Raw genomic sequence first — 20,138 nt, 5'->3', positions numbered from 1 at the left:
CGTCGTCAGCAGGTGCCATGATCCGCCCGCCCCTCTAACGCTGCTCGGTAGTCGGGTTCGCCATACTGGCAAGCAACGGGGCAATGGATCGAAACCCCTGATCGCAGTCGGCCGTTCGAATATAAATCAAATCGAGAGAGCCAGGGATGAGGACTATTTCCGTTGCAATGGCGACCTACAATGGTGCGAAGCACCTTGGGGAACAGCTCGCAAGCATCGAGTCTCAAACCAGATTGCCCGATGAAATAGTCATCACCGACGACATGTCGTCCGACGGCACGTGGGACATTCTCGTCGAATTCAAGAACCGATCCAGCCTCGATGTTCATCTTCATAAGAATGAAGCACGGTTGGGTTACGGCGCGAATTTCATGAAGGCCGCGTCCTTGTGCACCTCGGACCTGATTTCATTCTGCGACCAGGACGACATCTGGGCGGCCGACAAGATCGAGCGATGTATTGCGGTATTCGACGATCCGAGCATCCTGCTGTGTCACCACGACGCGTTCATCATGCGGGGGGAGCCCGTCGAGGCCGACTCGATCGGCAACGAACGCCTCGAGCGCAACCCGGTTCAATCGAACATGATGCGACGGCTATGGGGGTGCCCGCGAGGCTTCACCCAGGTCTTCAGATCGTCGCTGAACCACTTCTCGTCGTTACGCGAGGGAACGATAGACCATAATTCCGCGTCGCATGCGCCGATGGCACATGACCAGTGGATGTATTTCCTTGCGACCAGTCTTGGCGCGACGAAGTTCCTGGATGAGAAACTGGCATATTATCGGCAGCATTCCGAAAACGTCTTCGGCTTGGACAAGGCGAGTGAAAGACGACATCTCACGAGCCAGGCAGGGAACGGTCTGTCCGAGTTCTCGCGCAGGAGCAACGCCGCCGTGGCGCGGTCTTCGGCACTGCAGCGCATCACGGAAACGCTCGATACGACCGATCCGCGTTTCGACGTGAAGCAGGCAGCTTCGATAGCGGACCTATACCACAAAGTTGCCACCTTATACTCGCGCCGGGCAATGGCATACGGAGACGCCGACAAGGCAACTGCCTTGAAAGCGCTGACGAAGAAATTTGGTCGAAGGCTGGTACATCGGCTGGAAAACACCCCGACTAGGTCCCGCACCAATGATGAAGGACATCCTTTTCGCAGCCCGGCGTGCGATAAGTTATCGGTGACGTCTACAAGCCAAGGATGTGGAGCGCTGATAACTCTCGTAGTTAGGCGTTCCAGCGGAGGCGGGGCGCCATGTCCTCGCATCGTCGAGGTAGTCAGAAACCCCGCAACCCCGTCCGCGCCGGGCGAATGCGCGGACAGTTCGTAGCGCGATACTTAAGGCGCCGGCCGCTCCACCTGAGCCTCGGCCAGATACACGCCGAACAGCCCGTCGGGATCGGTCCACGCCGCCACCGGCGTCCAGCCGCCCGACCGCAACAGGATCCGCGCATCCCGCGCGCCGTATTTGTGGCTGTTCTCGGTGTGGATCGTCTCGCCCGCGGTCATCTCGAACGACCGCCCGTCCACGGCGAACGCGACGTCGCGCATCGCCTCCAGGTGCATCTCGATCCGCGCGCGATCGTCGTTCCACACCGCCTTGTGCCGAAACGCCTCGACCGGGATATCGCCGCCGAGTTCGCGGTTGATCCGCTCGAGCAAATTCAGGTTGAACGCCGCGGTCACGCCCTGCGCGTCGTCATACGCCGGCACCAGCACGTCTTCGCCCTTGATCCGGTCCATCCCGATCAACAGCATCGCGCCGACGCCGAGCGACGCCCGCATCGCGCGCAGCAGGTCGACCGCCATCAACGGAATCATGTTGCCGATCGTCGAGCCGGGGAAGAACCCCAGTTTCGGCGTGTCCGCAATCGTCTTCGGCAGGCTCAGCGGCCGCATGAAATCGGCTTCGAACGGCAGCACCAGCAGGTCTGGGAACTGCTCGGCCAGCACCTTCGAGGACTCGCGCAGGAAGTCGCCCGAGATGTCGATTGGCACATAGACAGACGGCGCGACCGCATCGAGCAGGATCGGCGTCTTGGTCGACGAGCCCGAGCCGAACTCGACCACCGCGCGCCCGGCGCCCGCGAGCGTCGCGACTTCGGGGCATGCGGTCTCCAGGATCGATCGCTCGGTCCGGGTCGGGTAATATTCGGGAAGGTCGGTGATCTTCTCGAACAGTTCCGATCCGTGCCGGTCGTAGAACCACCGCGCCGGGATCGCTCGAGGGCGGCGGGACAGGCCGTCGAGCACGTCCGCACGGAATTGCGGATCGGCGAGCGTCTGCTGGCCGTCCTCGATCTCAGGCTTCAACATCAAAGGTCTTTCGCAAGGCGCACGCCGGTGAACTGCCACCGCTGGTGTGGATAGAAGAAATTCCGGTAACTCGCCCGAACATGCCCCCGCGGCGTGGCACAGCTCCCGCCCCGCAAAACAAACTGCGAACTCATGAACTTACCATTATATTCCTCAACAGCCCCCCCCACAGTCGCGAACTTCGGATAAGGCCGGTACGCACTGCCGGTCCATTCCCAGACATCGCCGAAGAACGCCGGACCATTTGCCGCCGGCCGGGGCTTCGACTGGCCCCGCCAAGTCCATCTGGTTGCCGCCGTTCGCGCCGTATGAGGCCGCGGCGGCTTCCCATTCGAACTCGGTCGGCAACCGCGCGCCGGCCCAGCTTGCATACGCATCAGCCTCGAAAAAGCTCACATGCGTCACCGGCGCCGCCGGATCGATCGCGCGCCGCCCGTCGAGTCCGAACCGGGTCCAGCCCGCCTCGCCTTGTTCCCAATACAGCGGCGCGACGATGCCTTCGGCCTTTACCCACGCCCAACCATCCGCCAGCCAATGCCGCGCCTCGGTATAGCCGCCGTCAGCGATGAACGCGGCCCATTCACCGTTCGTTACGGTCCGGTCGGCGATCGCATGCGGTGCGAGCAACGCGGCGTGACGCGGTCCTTCGCAATCAAACGCGAATCCATCGCCATAATGCCCGACTTCGACAATCCCGCCCTCATGCGAAACCCAGCCGATTGGCGCTGGCATTTCGACCGGCACCTTCCGTGCTGCAGGCCACATCGCGGGTTCCAGCGGGTTTTCCGAAAACATGTGGAGAATGTCGGTCACCAACAATTCCTGGTGCTGCTCCTCGTGATGGCAACCGAGCGCTACGAGCGTCTGCGCATCCTTCGACAAGCCCGGCAGCGCATCGAGCATCGCCGCGTCGACATGCGCGCGGTACGCCCGCACCTCGTCCAACGAAGGCCGGGTCACCATGCCGCGCCGGTCACGTGCGTGGCGCCGCCCCTCGGCCTCGTAATAGCTGTTGAACAGGAACGGGAACCGCTCGTCGTGCAGCGCATAGCCTGCGACATGATCGCGCAGGACGAACGTCTCGAAGAACCACGTCGTGTGCGCCATGTGCCATTTGGTCGGCGATGCGTCGGCCATCGACTGCACCGTCGCATCGGCATCCGATAGCGGCGCGGCAAGTGCGAGCGTCAAATCGCGAACCGCGGCAAACCGCTCGGCTAGATGGGAGGTCTCCGGCGCCGTGGCGCGATCGGGACGGACGGGACTCGGCATCGATCTCTCCTCAGTTCTACGTCGACCGATGCGACGTTGGAACGCGAGCGACGATACGCGCCTAGTCGCGCGTAGCCCCCGGTCGCCATAGAACGTCGCCGGCCCCGTTTTGGTTCACCGCCCGCGACGCCACGAACAGGAAATCCGATAACCGGTTAACATACGCTAATGCGGCCGGATTAAGCCGCTGCGTCTCGCTCGCGCCGACTGCGGATCGCTCCGCCCGCCGGCTGATCGCGCGCGCCAGATGCAGCGCGGCGGCTTCGGCGGAACCACCCGGCAGGATGAAACTCCGCAACGGGGCGAGGTGCGCATTCATCGCGTCGATCTCGCGCTCCAGCCGCTCGACCTGCGATGGCACGATCCGCAACACCATCTCCGACGGCGTGAAATCGTCCGCGCCGGCTTCGTCCGCGCCCGCGGGTGTGGCCAGGTCCGCGCCGAGATCGAACAGGTCGTTCTGGATCCGGGTCAGCGCCGCCGCCAGCGGCTGATCGCCAAGCGCGATCACCGCAAGCCCGATCGCCGAGTTCGCCTCGTCGACATCGCCGATCGCCTGCATCAGCGCGCTCGACTTCGACACGCGCGATCCATCGACCAGGCCGGTCGTTCCGTCGTCGCCGGTCCGCGTATAAATCTTGTTCAGCTTGACCATGAATGTTCCAGGTTGAAGCGCAGTAAAGCCCCCTCGCCGTGCCAATAAACCCCCGCCCCAGCGACCAAATCCCGTCACCCCAGCGAAAGCTGGGGTATCCCTCGTGGCTCGCGACATCCGCCAACCGGTGAGATCCCAGCGTCCGCTGGAACGACGCAAGTTGCGAGCGAAATAGCCCCAACTACAAACCCGCTTACGTCCGCCCCGCCGCGAACAGGATGACGACGACCATCAGGATCGCCAGCGCCTGGAAGAAGATACGCTGCTGCATCATCCGATTCGATTTCAGCGACGCGGCACTCGGCCCGTTCCCATCGCGCACCTGCGCGCTGCCCTCCTGCAGGAACGACACGACGCCCCGCACCAGAGCCACGACGGTCGCGATCATCGCCGCGATCAGGAGGATGACGAGGAATGTGTTCATGACCCGAATGTAAGCGCGCACCGGCGGGGTAGCAATGGCGTACCCGAAGCCGAAAATGACCCATGTTGCCGATAAGCAATGTTGCGGACTGCCGCGCCTCGTCAAAGGCAAAATCACCGCCACCCAAGAGAAACACCACCCAGGACAAACACCGCGCGGGACGAACACCACCCCGGCGGAGGCCGGGGCCCAATTGGGAAAGCCGAGGTAACGAAGCGATGCGTCACGCCAGCATCGTCCCCCAATTGGGCCCCGGCCTCCGCCGGGGTGGTGGCATTTTAAGGGCGTCACACCTCCCTCGTTGTTTCCCCGCGAAGGCGGGGACCCAGTCTGGGCTCCCGCCTTCTCGGGAGAACAAGCAAGTGCAGATTGCGAGCCGTTAAGGCCACCGTGGCCGGAGGATATTCGCACCACCTTAGCTCAGGTCCTCACCTGGAAATCGCGAGCCGATCCCCCGCCGCAACCGGGCCGCCAGTGTCGCCCCATCCTCTCCACCCGCCCGCATCTCCGCCAGCGACAACGCCCCATCGCGCTTCGCCAACCGCCGCCCCGCCGCATCCACCACCAATGGATGATGATGATACGAAGGCACCGGCAACTCCAGCAAAGCCTGCAACACCCGGTGCACATCCGTCGCCGCGAACAGATCCACCCCCCGCACGACATCGGTTACCCCCTGTGCGGCATCGTCCAGCGTCACTGCCAGATGATAGCTCGCCGGCGCATCCTTCCGCGCCAGCACCACATCCCCCTGCGCCAGAGGATCGGCCACGATCCACCCCGCCGCCGCATCATGCCACGTCAGCGCACCGGTTTCCGCAAGAGCCTTGGGCATATCCAGCCGCCAGCAGCACGCCCCGGTCCGCGACGCAATCTCCGCCGCCGACAGCCCTCGACACGTCCCCGGATACGCCGGCCCGACGTCCCCTTGGGGCGCAGACGCACTCGCCGCGATCTCCGCCCGCGTACAGAAACACGGATAGACCAGCCCGCGCGCTTTCAACCGATCGAGCGCCGCTTCATATGTTGCCAGCCGCTCCGACTGAAACGCCAGCGCGTCCCACCGCAACCCGAGCCACGCCAGATCCTCGAGGATTCCCGCGACGAACTCGGGCCGGCTCCTCGTCCCGTCGATATCCTCGATCCGCAGCACGAACCGTCCGCCCCGCTCACGCGCAAAGTCATGCGCGCGGATCGCCGATACCGCATGCCCGAGATGCAACCGCCCGGTCGGGCTCGGCGCGAACCGTGTAACAACCGTCTCGCCGCTCACCGCGCTTGACCTGACGATACGCGCCGTGCTGTCATGTCGTTGTCATCGCTGTCGTCCATAGCGCGGCCAGCGAAGCCTGAGTGGGAGGAGCCGTGTTTCACCCCGACCTGATACGCCACCCGGATGGTTGTCCGGCGCTTCGTGCTGAATGCCGATTATACGCCGCTTTCTTACTATCCGCTCAGCGTCTGGCCGTGGCAAACCGCGGTCAAGGCTGTGTTCCTCGATCGTGTCGACATCGTCGCCACCTATGAGCGCGAAGTCCGCAGCGCCAATTTCGCGCTGAAACTGCCCTCGGTGATCGCGCTGAAGCAGTTCGTCCGACCCTCGCAATTTCCCGCCTTCACCCGTTTCAACCTGTTCCTGCGCGACCGCTTCACCTGCCAATATTGCGGCAAGCTGCGCGATCTCACCTTCGACCATGTCGTCCCCCGCGCGCAAGGCGGTCGTACCACATGGGAGAACGTCGTTACCGCCTGCTCGCCCTGCAACCTCAAGAAAGGCGGACGCACACCGAAACAGGCAGCGATGCCGCTCCACCTAGAGCCGATCCGCCCGACCAATTGGCATCTCCAGGAACACGGCCGCAGCTTCCCGCCCAACTACCTGCACGACACATGGCACGACTGGCTCTATTGGGATGTCGAGCTCGAGGCCTGACGGCGTCGAAACGACGGGAGATTTTATGCAGGTAAAGCTGGTAGCGGCACTGGCCGTGTCGGGAATTCTAGTGTCCGCATGCGGTAACAAGGACGAGCAGCGCGCGCAGGCTGACGCCAACGCAGTCGGTTTCGTCCCGCCCTCGGTGACGTCGCGGCTGGATTTCGGCGCCAGCATGGAACGCCGTTTCCGTACACTAGATCGCAACGCCGACGACCGCGTTACGAAGGACGAGCTCCCTGCGCCCAACGCCCGGATCAAGGCGTTCGACCGCAACAAGGACGGCGTCATCACCGCGATCGAATGGAGCGAGGGCACGCTTGCCTGGTTCGACAGGATGGACCTCAACCGCGACGGTACCGTCACATCGGAAGAGCGTGCTGAGTCGCGGAAGCGCCAATAAGCGAAATTATGTTTCGCACGGCGTCTCCCCCGCATGACAAATCCACCGTACGAGGTTGACCTGATCCCTGCCGCAGCGCAGCAGGGAATTATGGCTAGCCTCCCCGCAATCGCGAACAATTCCGACATCCGTTTCCTGGGCAAACTGCTCGGCGACGTCATCCGCGCCTACGGCGGCGAGCGTCTGTTCGAAGCCACCGAGACGATCCGCAAGGCATCCGTCGAGCGCCACCGCGACGCCTCCGAAGGCAAAGCCGGCGACGATCGCGCCGTCGATCTCAGCCTCGAAAAGCTCAGCCTCGACGAGACGCTCGATTTCGTCCGCGGCTTCATGCTGTTCTCGATGCTCGCCAATCTCGCCGAGGACCGCCAGGGCATCGCTGCGGAAGATGGCGCCGACCTCGCCTCCGCAATCGTCCAGCTCGAATCCGAAGGCGTCGACCGTCCCCAAATTCGCGCGCTGCTCGACCACGCGCTGATCGCCCCGGTTCTCACCGCGCACCCGACCGAAGTGCGGCGCAAGAGCATGATCGACCACCGCAACCGGATCGCCGAGTTGATGGCGTTGCGCGATCTCGGCCGCGACACCACGCCCGACGGCGACGATGTCGACGACGCGATCCTCCGCCAGATCGCGCTGCTCTGGCAAACCCGCGTCCTCCGCCGCGACCGTCTCTACGTCACCGACGAGGTCGACAACGCGCTCAGCTACCTCCGCGACGTGTTCCTCCCCGCATTGCCCGCACTCTACCAGCGCTGGGACCGCGCCCTCGGCGAACGCACGCCCAGCTTCCTCCGCCCCGGCAGCTGGATCGGCGGCGACCGCGACGGCAACCCCTACGTCACCGCCGACTCGCTCAATACCGCGCTGTCGAAGGCAAGCGAGGCCGTCCTCGGCTATTATTGCGACGCGGTGCACGCGCTCGGCGCCGAGCTCTCGATCTCGACCGAACACGCACCAGCGGAAGCGGCAGTCCAAGCGCTAGCCGACGCCAGCGGCGACGACGCCGCCAGCCGCAGCGACGAGCCCTATCGCCGCGCGCTCTCCGGCATCTACGCGCGCCTGTCCGCGACACACGACGCGCTCACCGGCAAGCACGCCCCCCTCCCCGGTCGCCTCACCGGCGAACCCTATGCGAGCCCCAGCGACTTCCGCGCCGACCTCGTCACGCTCGCGCACGGCCTCGGCTCGGCCCTGAAGACGGGAGGCGCGCTCGGCCGGCTGATCCGCGCGGTCGAGACGTTCGGCTTCCACCTCGCTACCTTGGATCTTCGCCAGAACAGCGCCGTCCACGAACGCGTCGTCGCCGAACTGCTCAAGGTCGCGGGCGTAGAAGACGATTACCTCGCGCTCGACGAAGACGCGCGCGTCGCGCTCCTTAGACGTGAACTGGCAAACGCCCGTCCGCTCACCTCGCGCTTCGCCGCCTACACCGAAGAAACCGCCGGCGAACTCGCGATCGTCCAGGCCGCCGCCGATGCGCATGCCGCCTATGGCCCAGCGTGCATCACCAACTACATCGTCTCGATGGCGCAGTCGGTCAGCGACCTGCTCGAAGTGAACCTGCTTCTGAAGGAAGTCGGCCTCTATCGCCCCGGCGACACGCCCACGGCGGCGATCATGGCCGTCCCCCTGTTCGAGACGATCGGCGATCTAGAAGCCGCCCCCGGCGTCATGTCCGCGTGGCTCGCGCTCCCTGAAATCGTGACGATCGCCAAGACGCGCGGTCACCAGGAAGTGATGATCGGCTATTCTGACAGCAACAAGGACGGTGGCTATCTCACCTCCACCTGGCAGCTCTCGAAGGCCTCGACCGCACTGAAGCCGGTCTTCGCAAAGGCTGGCGTCGGCATGCAGCTCTTCCACGGCCGAGGCGGCGCGGTCGGGCGCGGCGGCGGCTCGGCCTTCCGCGCGATCCGCGCACAGCCGCCCGGCACCGTCCAGGGCCGCATCCGCATCACCGAACAGGGCGAAGTCATCGCCGCCAAATACGGCACGCGCGACGCCGCGATGACCAACCTCGAGGCGATCGCGTCGGCCACGTTGCTCGCAAGCCTCGAACCCGAACGCCTGTCCAACGCGGATAACGCGAGCTTCTCCGCCGCAATGGACACGCTCAGCGACACCGCGTTCCACAGCTACCGCGACCTCGTCTACGGCACCGAAGGCTTCCGCACCTTCTTCCGCCAGATGACCCCGATCGCCGAGATCGCCGGCCTCAAGATCGGCAGCCGCCCCGCCAGCCGCACCAAGTCCGACCGGATCGAAGACCTCCGCGCGATCCCCTGGGTGTTCAGCTGGGCACAGGCGCGCGTCATGCTCCCCGGCTGGTACGGGGTGGGCCGTGCGATCGCCGATTTCGAGGACAAGGCGCTGCTGAAGGACATGGCGCAAGGCTGGCCGCTATTCGCCTCCGCGCTCGCCAACCTCGAAATGGTCCTTGCCAAGTCCGACATCGGCATCGCCGAACGCTATGCCGGACTCGTCGAGGACGATAAGCTCCGCGAGATCTTCACGACGATCCGCGACGGCTGGCACCAGACGCACGACGGGCTTTTGCAGGTAACAGGCCAGTCCCGCCTCCTGGAAAAGCACCCCACCCTGGACGCCTCGATCCGCCTCCGCCTCCCCTATATCGAGCCGCTCAACCTCCTCCAGATCGAACTGATCAAACGCCGCCGTGCAGGCGAAGACGACTCGAGGATCGGCGAAGGCATCCTCCTGTCGATCAACGCCATCGCCACCGCCCTGCGAAACAGCGGCTGACAAAACTCCCCTCCCGCCTGCGGGAGAGGTCGGGGGAGGGGCGTGCCCCACCAACCGGACGCCAGTACGTACGTCGCGCCCTCCCCTAACCCCTCCCGCAAGCGGGAGGGGAATTACGAATAAAATGGCGCCGCGACATCCTCGCGCACCCGCATCAACCGCCCCGTCCCGCGGTCGAGCAAAGCCCAGGTCGTCACCGCCTCCAGCTTAACCTTCCCATCATCGCCAACAAACCGAACATGCCGATCGAACCGAGCCCCCTTCGGCGCCCCCTCGACCCAGGTCTCGCCGACGACGGTCTCCCCGGCGAACACACTTCCGCGGTAATCGATCTCATGCCGCGTCACGACCCACACATACGCCAGCTTGTGCTCCACCGGCGCCACAGCCTCCCAATGCGCGGTGGCGATCCGCTGGATCCACTGCACCCAGACCGCATTGTTCACATGCCCAAGCTCGTCGATATCCGCGTCCTGCGCAGTGATCGAGAGCGTGAACCGGCTCACCCCGCCACGCCTAATTGCCACAGCACGAACGCATGCTCCTCCGCACTCTCACGCAACGATTCGAACCGCCCCGACTTGCCGCCATGCCCCGCGCCCATATTGGTCTTGAGCAGCAGCACGTTGTCGTCGGTCTTCATCAACCGCAGCTTCGCCGCCCACTTCGCCGGCTCCCAATAGGTCACGCGCGGATCGTTCAGCCCGCCAGAAATGAACATCGGCGGATAAGCCTGCGCCTTGACGTTATCGTACGGCGAATAGGACCGGATCAGCTCGAACGCCGCCTTGTCCTCGATCGGATTGCCCCATTCGGGCCACTCACCCGGCGTCAGCGGCAGGCTTTCGTCGAGCATCGTATTCAGCACGTCGACGAACGGCACGTCCGCAATCACCGCCCCCCAAAGCTCAGGATCGGAATTCACAACCGCGCCCATCAGCTCGCCACCAGCAGACCGCCCCGCGATCGCGATCTTCCCCGCCGACGTCCACTGCGCGTCAACCAGCGCCTTCGCCACATCGACGAAATCGTTGAACGTGTTCGCGCGCTTCTCCAGCTTGCCGTCCAGATACCATTGCTGGCCAAGATCATCGCCGCCCCGGATATGCGCAATCGCGTACGCAAACCCGCGATCGAGCAAACTCATCCGCCCGGTCGAGAACCCTGGCGGGATCGCATAGCCATACGCCCCATACGCATAGAGGAACAAAGGCGCCGACCCGTCGCGCACGAACCCGGCTGGATACACGATCGACACCGGGATCTCGGTTCCATCCCGCGCCGTGATCTTCAGCCGCTCGGTCGCATACTTCGCCGGATCATAGCCGCTCGGGATCTCCTGCACCTTGAGCATCGTCCGCTCGCCGGTATCCACGTCGTAATCATACACCGTCCCCGGCGTGACCATCGACTCATACCCGAGCCGCAGCACGGTCATGTCGTATTCGGGATTGTCGCCCAGCCCCGCGACATAGCTCGCCTCGGGAAAGTCGATCCGCTTGCCCTCGGTCGGCGTCTCGTACCGATGGATAGCAATCTGATCCAAGCCGTCCTCGCGCCCGTCGACCACGAAGAAGTCCTGATAGCACTCCACCCCGGTCATGTAGAAATGTGGGCTCGCCGGGATCAGTTCGCTCCAAGCATCCGGCTCCTCGACCAGCGCGGTGCAAAGCCTAAAATTCGGATCGACATCGTTGGTGTGGATGAACAGCGTCCCGTCATGCTCGTCCACATCATATTCGCGGCCCACCTTCCGCGCCGAAACGAGGATCGGCACCGCCAGCGGTTCGTGCGCAGGCAGCAGATACAGTTCGCTCGTCACATGGTCGCTCGTCGCAATCACGATCCACTTGCGCGAACTCGTCTCGCCCACGCCGACGCGGAAACCCTCGTCCTCCTCATGGAAAAGCACGACGTCCTCGGAGATCGGCGTCCCCAACCGGTGGAACCGCGCATTGTCCGTCCGCCACTGCTCGTTCGCCAGCCCGTACAGGAAGCCCGCATCGTCCGCGGTCCAGACGATCTCGCTCAGCATCCCCGGAATCACATCGGGCAGATGCTTGCCGGTGTTCAGATCCTTGACCCGAACCTCGAACCGCTCGCTCCCATTATCGTCGATCGCGTAGGCCAGATACCGCCCATCATTGCTGATCGAGAACGCGCCAAGCCGGAAATACTCATGCCCCTCCGCCAGCGCCGGCTCGTCGAGCAACAGCTCGTCGTCACCGCCCGCAACAGGTTTCCGCCACCATTTCTTGTACTGCCCGCCGGTCTCGTACGCGGTCCAGTACAGCCAATCACCATCCTTCTGCGGCACCGAGGATTCATCCTCCTTGATGCGCGCCTTCATCTCTTCGTAGATCGTGTCGACCAGCGCGGTATGCGGCGCCATCTGCTCCTCGAAATACGCGTTTTCGCCTTCGAGATACGCAAGCACGTCGGCGTCATCGACCTCCGGATAGTTCGGATCCTTCAGCCACGCATAGGGATCCTCGATCGTCACGCCATGCGTGGTGAAGCTGTGCGGGCGCTGTTCGGCAATGGGGGGCGTGGTCATGCAGCGGTGTTAGCGGGGCCGCGGGTGGAAGCCAAACGCTGTGGCATTGGGGAGGCCGCTGAAGAAGGGTGCGCGCCGCGCGCAAGCCCCCACGCGCAAGCCACCACCCGCAATGCCACCACCCGCAATGCCACCACCCCGGCGAAGGCCGGGGTCCAGTTGGGAAGGTCGATGTAACGACGCGCTGCGCTTAGTTAGCGACGTCCCCCAAACTAGGCCCCGGCCCCCGCCGGGGAGGTGAGGAAAGTTCGCCGTCGACACAGCAACGGTGTCGAGTCCCGCTCCAGCCCGCTGTCCTACACATCCCCTTTCTGCCACAACGCCCGGCATGGCCCGTCCCCGCTCGATCCGCCCCCGCGCCTCCGCCGCAGCACCCGCTACCGCGGGCATATCGAGCGTCGATAGAACCCGCGCCAGCGTCTATACTTTCTATACTTCACTTTCGACGAGAGACTGAACCGATGACCCCGACCGTCCGCTTAGCCGCCCTCCGTGCCCAGCTAACCACCGATAATCTCGACGGTTTCGTCATCCCCCTCACCGATGAGCACATGAGCGAATATGTCGGCGGCTACGCCCAGCGCCTCGGCTGGCTTACCGGCTTCGGCGGCTCGGCCGGCACCGCCGTCGTCCTCGCCGATCGCGCCGCGATCTTCACCGACGGCCGCTACACGATCCAGGTCCGCGAACAGGTCGACGGCACCCAATGGGCGTACGAACCCGTGCCACAGACCAGTCCCGCCGCCTGGCTCGCTAAGCACGCCCCCGAAAGCGGCCGGATCGGCTACGACGCATGGCTCCACACCGGAACCTGGGTCGCCGACGCCACCACCGCCCTCGCCGAGCGCGGTGCCACGCTGATCCCAGTCGAAACCAACCCCATCGACGCGATCTGGACCGACCGACCGCTGCCCTCGCCCGCAAAGCTCACCGTCCAGCCCGACCAATTCACCGGCGCCTCCTCAGCCGAGAAGCGCGCGAAAATCGCCGACTGGCTGTCCGAGCACAACGCCGACGCGGTCGTCCTCACCGCGCTCGATTCGATCGCCTGGGCGCTCAACATCCGCGGCGGCGACGTCGACCACACGCCCGTCGCGCTCTCCTATGCGATCGTCGGCGCCGACGGCACCACCGACCTGTTCGTCGCCCCCGACAAGCTCGACGACACCGTCCGCCAGCATCTCGGCAACGCCGTCCGCCTGCACGACCGCACCGCCTTCGCCCCTGCTCTCGCCGCCTACGCCGGCAAGCGCGTCGCCGCCGATCCCGAACGCGCCGTCGCCGCAATCACGCAAGCCCTACAAGCCGGCGGCGCCAAGATCCTCCCCCTCCGCGACCCCGTCGTCCTCGCCAAAGCCATCAAGAACCCCGTCGAGATCGCCGGCCACCGCGCCGCCTCCGCCCGCGACGGCGCCGCGCTCGCGCGCTTCCTCCGCTGGGTCGAAACCGAATGCGTGAAGGGCGGCCAGACCGAACTCAGCGCCGCCGCCAAGCTGCTCGCCTTCCGCGAACAGACCGGCGTCCTCAAGGACACGTCGTTCGACACGATCTCGGCCACCGGCCCCCACGGCGCGATCCCGCACTACCACGTCACCGAGGAATCGAGCGCCCCGATCGAGCCCGGCCAGCTCTACCTGATCGACTCCGGCGGCCAATATTCGGACGGTACCACCGACGTGACCCGCGTGATGCCGATTGGCGAACCCACTGCGGAGATGCGCGACCGCTTCACCCGCGTCCTGAAGGGCCATATCGGCATCGCCACGGCGGTCTTCCCCGACGGCACGATGGGCGGCCAGATCGACGCCTTCGCCCGCCGCCCGCTATGGGAAGCAGGCTTGGATTTCGGCCACGGCACCGGCCACGGCATCGGCGCCTACCTCGCGGTCCACGAGGGTCCGCAACGCATCGCCGCACCCAACTACCCTGGTGGCGCAGCGATGGAGCCCCTGCGCGCCGGCATGATGCTCTCCAACGAGCCCGGCTATTACAAGGCCGGCGAATACGGCATCCGCATCGAAAATTTGATCCTGATCGAGCCGCGCACCATTCCCGGCGCCGACCGCGAGATGCTCGGCTTCGAGACGCTCACCTTCTGCCCGATCGAACGCACGCTGATCGAGCCGGCGCTACTGACGACCGAAGAGCGCCACTGGGTCGACGACTATCATGCCAAGGTATTGGCGGTCCTCACCCCGGAAATGACCGACGCAGAGGATCGCACATGGCTCGCGGCCCAATGCGCGCCTCTCAGCTAGAAGGCTCGTCCCCAGGCGCAGGCGCAGCCCCGACGGCCCGCGCCTGCGCCTTCCGGCGGCGCAGATTCTCGCGCAGCGCGGCGGCCATGCGCTCGGCCTTCTCCGCCGCCTTTCGATCCCGATCGTCCATAAATACGCCCTACATCTTGGCGGGACCGCTTGACAATCGCCCCGCCCTCGTCTCTTAGCCCCACTCCGCCGGCAGCGATGCCAGCGAGTGCTGCCGTAGCTCAGTGGTAGAGCGCATCCTTGGTAAGGCTGAGGTCGTGAGTTCAATCCTCACCGGCAGCACCATTTTTTCCTGATATTAGCGACACTTAGATCATTCCCCTCGGGGTCCCAAACGCGTGCGGGGGGTCCCGGGAACCCGGCGGGGAACTTCAAGAATTTCCGGAAGAATAATTTTCGAACCGCCGGTCGGTGGTGGACCGCACGAAAGAGCGGAGTAGGTTGCCCGCCAATAAATGGGGTGCGGCAATGAATGAAGGCTTCCAGCCACCGCTTGGGCGGCTCTCGGATATTTTTGCTCTGATTGAGCATCGGTATCTCCCGACGGAAAAATTCGCGGCGTTCTCGCGATTTGGCCGTCAAAGCGGGACGCCGCTGGGTACGGCGATAGCGATCGAACAACTCACTGCGATGCCGGCACAGGCGGCTGACGCCCATGTCATCACGGTGACCCTAGATAAGGCAATCAAGCGGAATAGAACTCAGGCGGAGATCCGTTTCGTGTTTGTCACGGAAACGGATCACCCGGCCGCAGCGCTCCATTTCGATAGCATTTACTGCATTCTGCTCGACACCAGCGGACCGAACGCCAACAGCCGCCGCCCAGCGCCGGGATAACGATGTAGATGCGTAGCGTGGCGCGCCCGCGGACGTGCGCCGGCTGCGCCTCAGCCCACACGTCGTCCCCGGGGCCGTCGTCGTAGATGTCGAACGAGTAGACGCCGTGAGGCGCGATGGCGACGAGCTCCCGCTCATTGTCCGGTTGGTACGCTCGGTTAAGTTCCAGTCGGCCGAGCGGCGTTGTGATGAACCACGACAGCACGAGGCCGCGGAAAGACAGTGACAGGTCCGACCGGTTCGCGATGGTGATCGTGTGCCATGACCGCCGCTGGTCATTGGTCTGCGTGACCCCTACGATCAGCCGAAGGCGACGGCGCGCGAAGACGGCTAAGCCCGAGACGATCCCGACGGAGCCGCCGACCGCACCGATGATGCTCGGTCCGTGGGCGATTATGTTGGCGAGGGTGAGTGGCATAAGCCAATTGTGGCCGAAACGTCGGTCGGGACCAAGAGGCAGCTCGGGCTCGGCCCCTAACGTCGTCTCAGTCCTTCCAGCTGGCCGTCGCGTCGATAATCGCACGTAGCGCGACCGACTGTTCCTCGGTCGGCGCAGTGGTCTGTAGGTAAGTCGCCAGCCAACCGACGTGATGTAGGATGCCCGCGACCATCTCCTCGGCCGCTCGGCCCTCATCGGCTATGACCGCAATGTTCAGTCCGGCGCTCGCCGCGGCGAAGCCCCCTAGCTGCTCGCCCTCGTCTTCCCGGTGTCCCCGGGCGAGCTCCCGCATGATATGGATCGCGGCCGGCCGGGTGACGTTCCAGTCTTCAAAGCGCCCCAGCGGGGCAGTCGGGTCTATCGGTTCATGTGCTTTGCTCCTTCGTCGGCCCGGCGGATCGTCGGGTCGGTGAAAGAGCGTTGGCAGGGCGTGGCCTCGGTGCCGATGCGGTTAGTGAAGGGGCGGGCTTACGCACCTTTGCTAGTTCCCCGGCAGTTCCCCGACGCCGGGGCCGAACTGCAAAACGCCCGGAACTGATGGGCGCGTCTGGTAGCGGACCTCGCCTATCATAGGCTCAGCTCCGGTCCGGATGTCGCGCGCCCGCGCGCGAAGGCACACCGGTTTGGACGGTTGACGCCGTTCGCCCAAGAGGGGCGGTCGGGGTGCCGGTCGGGGCGAAAGCCCACCAAATCCAAGGGCGGTCGGGGCGGTCGGGGTCGCCGTCCTATTGTGCCCGCGTCCCTCCTTCCGCTTGCCCCCTTCCTTCTTCCTTCCTTGGGCTTTCTAAGAAAGTCGAGAACGACCCCGACCGCCCCGACCGGGCCAGCTTTCCTGTGGGCTTCGACCCCGACCGGGACCCCGACCGCGCCCAGCCCCGACCCCGACCGCGGGCTAGTACGGCTCGAACAGGTCGCTGGCTGGTGCCCTCTCGGCCTCATCGCCCTCGACCAAGGCGATGCCGATATAGACGTTCACCCGTCCGGCTCCGTCGCGGAGCCTTGACCCCTTCACGGTTTGGCTGGTCGCAGCGCGCAGATTGCTGGCGAAATGGCTCTCTCCGGCGGTGCGCTCGCCCTTAATCTCGCACCATTGCCGCCAAGCTGCGAACAGCCGATCCTTCTCGACGCCGAGCGTCGGTCCGAGAACACAACAATCGCTGATGAAGCGCGCCGTCGGCGATCCCAGCTCCATTATCTCCGTCACGGCCTTGATCGAGACCGCGGGAAGCTTGAAATGCCCTCGCTCGCGCAGGGATCGCCAGCCCGCCAGGGACCAACTCAGGACGCCCGGCAGTTCCGCTATCAGTCGGTCGGCAAGACCGTGGTCCTCGCGACCGAGGTGACTCTGTTCGAGGATCAGGGGCACGAAGCGATTGGCAAGAGCGGGACTGTTGTCGCTCAGGCTCGGCAGCTCATTCGTCGAGATGACGAAGCGCACGGCAAGATGCCCAGTCCACTGATCTTTGTGCTTGCGATCGGCAGTGACGGGGTCGCGTCCGGTTATGCGAAGCAGCGTCTCGGTGATCGCCGCACGGTCGGAGCTGCTGCCAAGACGGATGTCCGACAAGAAAGCCACCTGCTTGCCGATCATCGGCTGGAGCCCAAAGTCGCCGCCGAGGCTCTTGATTGACGGCGCACATATGTTTGAGCGACCGACGAGCTCCGTCAGCACCTTCTGGATTGTGCCTTTGCCGGATCGGGGCGGGCCGACCATGAGCAGCATCTTCTCTTGCGACATGTCCGGCAGCAGGAGGTAGCCGAACCACTCCTGCAACAGCGTCGCAGCGTCGGCGTCCGGGAAGGCCTGCCGCACGAAGGCGAGCCACTCTCTAGGCTCCGGCGCGGCGGGATCGAAGTCTATGTCGAGCGCATTGCGGGTGAAAAAACGTGGTGTCGGTGGTAACAACTCGCCGGTCGGGACGTGCAGCAGGCCATTCCGACAGGAGATTATCTCACCCGGCGGCGGGCCGTCGCCGTCGAGCCATACCGGCGGCGCCATTTTGTCCGCTGGTTGATGGGCCACCGCCTCAAGCGCGTCGAGCACGCCGCTCACCTGCCCGGGTCCCGGCTTGAACGGGGCAAACGCGACCACGTCCTCCTTCACCTTCCGAACGGTCGCCGCGTCCAGCGCTTCCCACATTGCGCGGCGCATCGTGGCGTCCTCGGAGCCGCGGTACGCGCCGCGGTCGTATTCGAGCCAGTCATCGTTTGTGTGGATAGCCGTTGAGAAAAGCTCGCCGTGCAGGCGCTTTGCGATCGCGAAGGGCGCCGCCGGATCAAGAACGCGCTTACGGTTGGGGTCCAATGCGGCATTCGCCACCTCCTCCCGCGCCCGCTCAATCTGGCGCGCAACATACTCGACGCCGCCCTTCTGTCAGAGTGGGTGATCGGAAACTCCGTAGTCGGGATCGAGGAGGACCGCCGCAATTTGATCGTCGGTGCAGTTCGCACGCACCATCTCGCACGCGACCGCCCACATCACTTCGCTCTTCGAGCCGTACTTCGTCGGGTCGTCGGGGTCATCGCCCTGGACGATGAGCATCCGGGTCCGCTGGGTCACCGCCTCGGGGAGCTCGTCGAGGTCCTTCAGCCGGGGAAGGTTGCCGCTGATCTGGACCTTCACGCCCGAGCCGCCCGACGACGACTGGACCTCGGCGGCCGGCGTGAAGTCAGCGAACACGTAGGCGGAGTCATCAAGCCAGACGATCGCCGTCGGTCGATCGACGCGCCCCCGGGCGCGCTTCTTCTCGTCGGGCAGATTAACAAGATTAGGCAAACGCAGGATGCGCGACACGTCGTGCGTGCTGTCGCCTTTCAGGTCGATCGCAATTTGGCGATTGAATGACTCCAATCTCGCCCAGTCGCCAGCCCCTGTCATTGGCTCTGGATCCCGCAAGCGCCACAGCGCCTGAAAGCCGTTGCCGCTGTCGATCACCGCCGAGGGTCGAGGGGTATAGCATTGCAGCGACGCGAGGATGCGCTCGCGCGCCGTCTGCCAATCCTCATCTTTGCCGGGGTCTATGTCGACGTGCAGGAAGGCGAGCGCCGAGACCTCTGGCTTCGCGGCCTTCTTGCTCAGCACGCCGAGCGGCGGATTGACCATGTAATAACAGTTCTGGCGTCCGGCGAAGGCTGCAATCCAGCCGGCACCACTCCGCGCGTCGAAGTGCGTTGCCGTGGTGGTTCGGCCGCCGCCGACCGGGATTGCGGTCAGCGCAATCCCGGGAAAAGCGCTCCCGGGTGGCCGGAGCCAATCGAGAAACGGGGCAACACTCGGGTCAGTTTCGAGCTTATCGCTCATATTTAAATACTCACTCTGGCCCGGGAGCCGGAGCGGTCCGATCAGGACTGCGGCAATTCGATCAATGGAAGGGCCTCGGCCCAGCCACGCCGGGCGGCTATCCTACGCCCGGCCCCATTGATTGGTCTCTGTGGTGCCGCCAGTCGGAACTCGGTCCCGCCCCATCGTCTCCCGGGGTGGGACCACTTTCAGGCTGCTTCACGGCTCGCGGCGCGCTCTTCCAGCCAGCTCTGGACCTCGGCGCGACGCCAAACGACCCAGTTCGGTCCGCTGCGGACTTGCCGCGGGAAGATGCCGTCACGGACGTAGGTGTAGATGGTGGGCTTGCTGAGCGTGGTCAGGGCCACGACCTCCGGCAGGGTCAGTACCGTCTTATCATCGTTGCGCATGTTCGTCTCCACTAGCCGCGTCTTGGCGGGGTCGAGGAGGTCTTCGTGGACTACCGCACGAGCGGGTATATCGTCGGCGAAGGGGGCAATCCCTCACCCTTCGCTAGGGCTTGGAAAGGCGGCGTCTCCCCGCGATCGGGCGATCACGGCCCTTAGCCCTGTTCCGACCGGCGATGACCGTCTGGAAGCGCTTCTCAGCATCGGCCTCAGTGAGGCCGAAGCGATCAGCTAACAGCGGACCAACCGCCCGTCGCGCGTCGGCATCATTGGGCACGTCGCGGCTCAGAGGCACCTCGACGCCGTGGCGCTCAGCGACCCAGAGGCTCCATAGGTACTCGGCCGCCTTGCCGAAGCCGGGGTAATCTTCTTCCGCGTGGGCATCCGGACGCTGCATCGCCTGCTCCAGTAGATCAGCGACCTGCCCGACATCGGGAAGCGAGCGGTCGTCGTCGTACTCGTCCCACATCCTGAGGAGATGCGCGATGACGTCCTCCTTCGTCTGGGGCCGGAGGCGATCCCAGGCCTTGCCCAACGCCACCAGAGCGGCCCGTCCTGTTTCCGGCGCTCCTTCGCCT

General features: G+C 64.8%; 17 protein-coding genes, 1 tRNA gene and 2 pseudogenes. 6 read left to right on the top strand and 14 right to left on the bottom strand.

Translation table 11 applies throughout. From position 1 onward, the window contains the following. The first annotated feature begins 167 nt into the window (after nt 1–167). The gene (locus QFZ54_RS16570; RefSeq protein WP_373458561.1) at nt 168–1,334 is read left to right on the top strand and encodes a glycosyltransferase; all 1,167 of its coding nucleotides are present in this window, start codon (nt 168–170) and stop codon (nt 1,332–1,334) included. An 8-nt stretch (nt 1,335–1,342) separates the two neighbouring features. Here QFZ54_RS16570 and egtD read toward each other — a convergent pair whose 3' ends face one another. The 5 genes and pseudogenes from egtD to gluQRS form a co-directional block, all read right to left on the bottom strand. Further along, complete coding sequence (egtD, locus tag QFZ54_RS16565) at nt 1,343–2,320, bottom strand: L-histidine N(alpha)-methyltransferase (protein WP_307088910.1); 978 nt, start codon at nt 2,318–2,320, stop codon at nt 1,343–1,345. Continuing rightward, nucleotides 2,320–3,592 (bottom strand): annotated as a pseudogene (gene egtB / locus QFZ54_RS16560) (ergothioneine biosynthesis protein EgtB). Before egtB ends, egtD begins: the two are co-directional and overlap by 1 nt. A gap of 61 nt (nt 3,593–3,653) precedes the next feature. Next, nucleotides 3,654–4,247 (bottom strand): cob(I)yrinic acid a,c-diamide adenosyltransferase, encoded by a 594-nt coding sequence (locus QFZ54_RS16555; RefSeq protein ID WP_307088908.1) that lies wholly within the window; start codon nt 4,245–4,247, stop codon nt 3,654–3,656. A 193-nt stretch (nt 4,248–4,440) separates the two neighbouring features. Beyond that, nucleotides 4,441–4,671 (bottom strand): twin transmembrane helix small protein, encoded by a 231-nt coding sequence (locus QFZ54_RS16550; RefSeq protein WP_307088906.1) that lies wholly within the window; start codon nt 4,669–4,671, stop codon nt 4,441–4,443. A gap of 415 nt (nt 4,672–5,086) precedes the next feature. Beyond that, the gene (gene gluQRS, locus QFZ54_RS16545; protein WP_307088905.1) at nt 5,087–5,944 is read right to left on the bottom strand and encodes a tRNA glutamyl-Q(34) synthetase GluQRS; all 858 of its coding nucleotides are present in this window, start codon (nt 5,942–5,944) and stop codon (nt 5,087–5,089) included. 92 nt (nt 5,945–6,036) lie between these two features. On the opposite strand from gluQRS, the pseudogene QFZ54_RS16540 reads away from it, so the two are divergent. From QFZ54_RS16540 to ppc, 3 genes and pseudogenes are all read left to right on the top strand, one after another. Beyond that, nucleotides 6,037–6,604 (top strand): annotated as a pseudogene (locus QFZ54_RS16540) (HNH endonuclease). A 25-nt stretch (nt 6,605–6,629) separates the two neighbouring features. Beyond that, the gene (locus QFZ54_RS16535; RefSeq protein WP_307088904.1) at nt 6,630–7,007 is read left to right on the top strand and encodes a hypothetical protein; all 378 of its coding nucleotides are present in this window, start codon (nt 6,630–6,632) and stop codon (nt 7,005–7,007) included. 90 nt (nt 7,008–7,097) lie between these two features. Continuing rightward, complete coding sequence (gene ppc / locus QFZ54_RS16530) at nt 7,098–9,773, top strand: phosphoenolpyruvate carboxylase (RefSeq protein WP_307088903.1); 2,676 nt, start codon at nt 7,098–7,100, stop codon at nt 9,771–9,773. 113 nt (nt 9,774–9,886) lie between these two features. On the opposite strand, the gene QFZ54_RS16525 is transcribed toward ppc, so the two are convergent. Both QFZ54_RS16525 and QFZ54_RS16520 read right to left on the bottom strand, forming a co-directional pair. Then, nucleotides 9,887–10,279: an acyl-CoA thioesterase gene (locus tag QFZ54_RS16525; protein WP_307088901.1), complete on the bottom strand. Its 393-nt coding sequence runs from the start codon at nt 10,277–10,279 to the stop codon at nt 9,887–9,889. Further along, entirely contained in the window at nt 10,276–12,330 is a 2,055-nt protein-coding gene (locus QFZ54_RS16520) for a S9 family peptidase (RefSeq protein WP_307088899.1), read from the bottom strand. Before QFZ54_RS16520 ends, QFZ54_RS16525 begins: the two co-directional genes overlap by 4 nt. A gap of 461 nt (nt 12,331–12,791) precedes the next feature. Between QFZ54_RS16520 and QFZ54_RS16515 the strand changes: the two genes are divergently transcribed. Next, nucleotides 12,792–14,588 (top strand): aminopeptidase P family protein, encoded by a 1,797-nt coding sequence (locus QFZ54_RS16515; RefSeq protein WP_307088898.1) that lies wholly within the window; start codon nt 12,792–12,794, stop codon nt 14,586–14,588. Here QFZ54_RS16515 and QFZ54_RS16510 read toward each other — a convergent pair. Further along, a complete protein-coding gene (locus tag QFZ54_RS16510) occupies nt 14,581–14,718 on the bottom strand; it encodes a hypothetical protein (protein WP_248523718.1) in 138 nt (45 codons plus the stop codon). The two genes, QFZ54_RS16515 and QFZ54_RS16510, sit on opposite strands and share 8 nt — an antisense overlap. 89 nt (nt 14,719–14,807) lie before the next feature. On the opposite strand from QFZ54_RS16510, the gene QFZ54_RS16505 reads away from it, so the two are divergent. Continuing rightward, nucleotides 14,808–14,882 (top strand) — tRNA-Thr (locus tag QFZ54_RS16505). Nucleotides 14,883–15,324: 442 nt separating this feature from the next. Here QFZ54_RS16505 and QFZ54_RS16500 read toward each other — a convergent pair. From QFZ54_RS16500 to QFZ54_RS16475, 6 genes are all read right to left on the bottom strand, one after another. After that, the gene (locus tag QFZ54_RS16500; protein ID WP_307088895.1) at nt 15,325–15,852 is read right to left on the bottom strand and encodes a hypothetical protein; all 528 of its coding nucleotides are present in this window, start codon (nt 15,850–15,852) and stop codon (nt 15,325–15,327) included. A 67-nt stretch (nt 15,853–15,919) separates the two neighbouring features. Continuing rightward, nucleotides 15,920–16,165 carry a hypothetical protein gene (locus QFZ54_RS16495; RefSeq protein ID WP_307088894.1) on the bottom strand — a complete coding sequence of 82 codons (246 nt, stop codon included), beginning with the start codon at nt 16,163–16,165 and terminating at the stop codon, nt 15,920–15,922. 600 nt (nt 16,166–16,765) lie between these two features. After that, the gene (locus QFZ54_RS16490; RefSeq protein WP_307088893.1) at nt 16,766–18,193 is read right to left on the bottom strand and encodes a DNA primase family protein; all 1,428 of its coding nucleotides are present in this window, start codon (nt 18,191–18,193) and stop codon (nt 16,766–16,768) included. Between the two features lie 54 nt (nt 18,194–18,247). Next, nucleotides 18,248–19,174: a hypothetical protein gene (locus tag QFZ54_RS16485; protein WP_307088890.1), complete on the bottom strand. Its 927-nt coding sequence runs from the start codon at nt 19,172–19,174 to the stop codon at nt 18,248–18,250. A gap of 188 nt (nt 19,175–19,362) precedes the next feature. Next, entirely contained in the window at nt 19,363–19,563 is a 201-nt protein-coding gene (locus tag QFZ54_RS16480) for a helix-turn-helix transcriptional regulator (RefSeq protein WP_307088888.1), read from the bottom strand. A gap of 103 nt (nt 19,564–19,666) precedes the next feature. Then, nucleotides 19,667–20,101, bottom strand: coding sequence for a hypothetical protein (locus tag QFZ54_RS16475; protein ID WP_307088886.1), 435 nt, complete (start codon nt 20,099–20,101; stop codon nt 19,667–19,669). Nucleotides 20,102–20,138: the final 37 nt, after the last annotated feature.

This window comes from Sphingomonas faeni (assembly GCF_030817315.1).
GTDB classification, from domain to species: Bacteria; Pseudomonadota; Alphaproteobacteria; order Sphingomonadales; family Sphingomonadaceae; genus Sphingomonas; species Sphingomonas faeni_C.
Note: the sequence above shows the minus strand (reverse complement) of the source record. Positions and strands in the feature narration are given on the sequence as shown.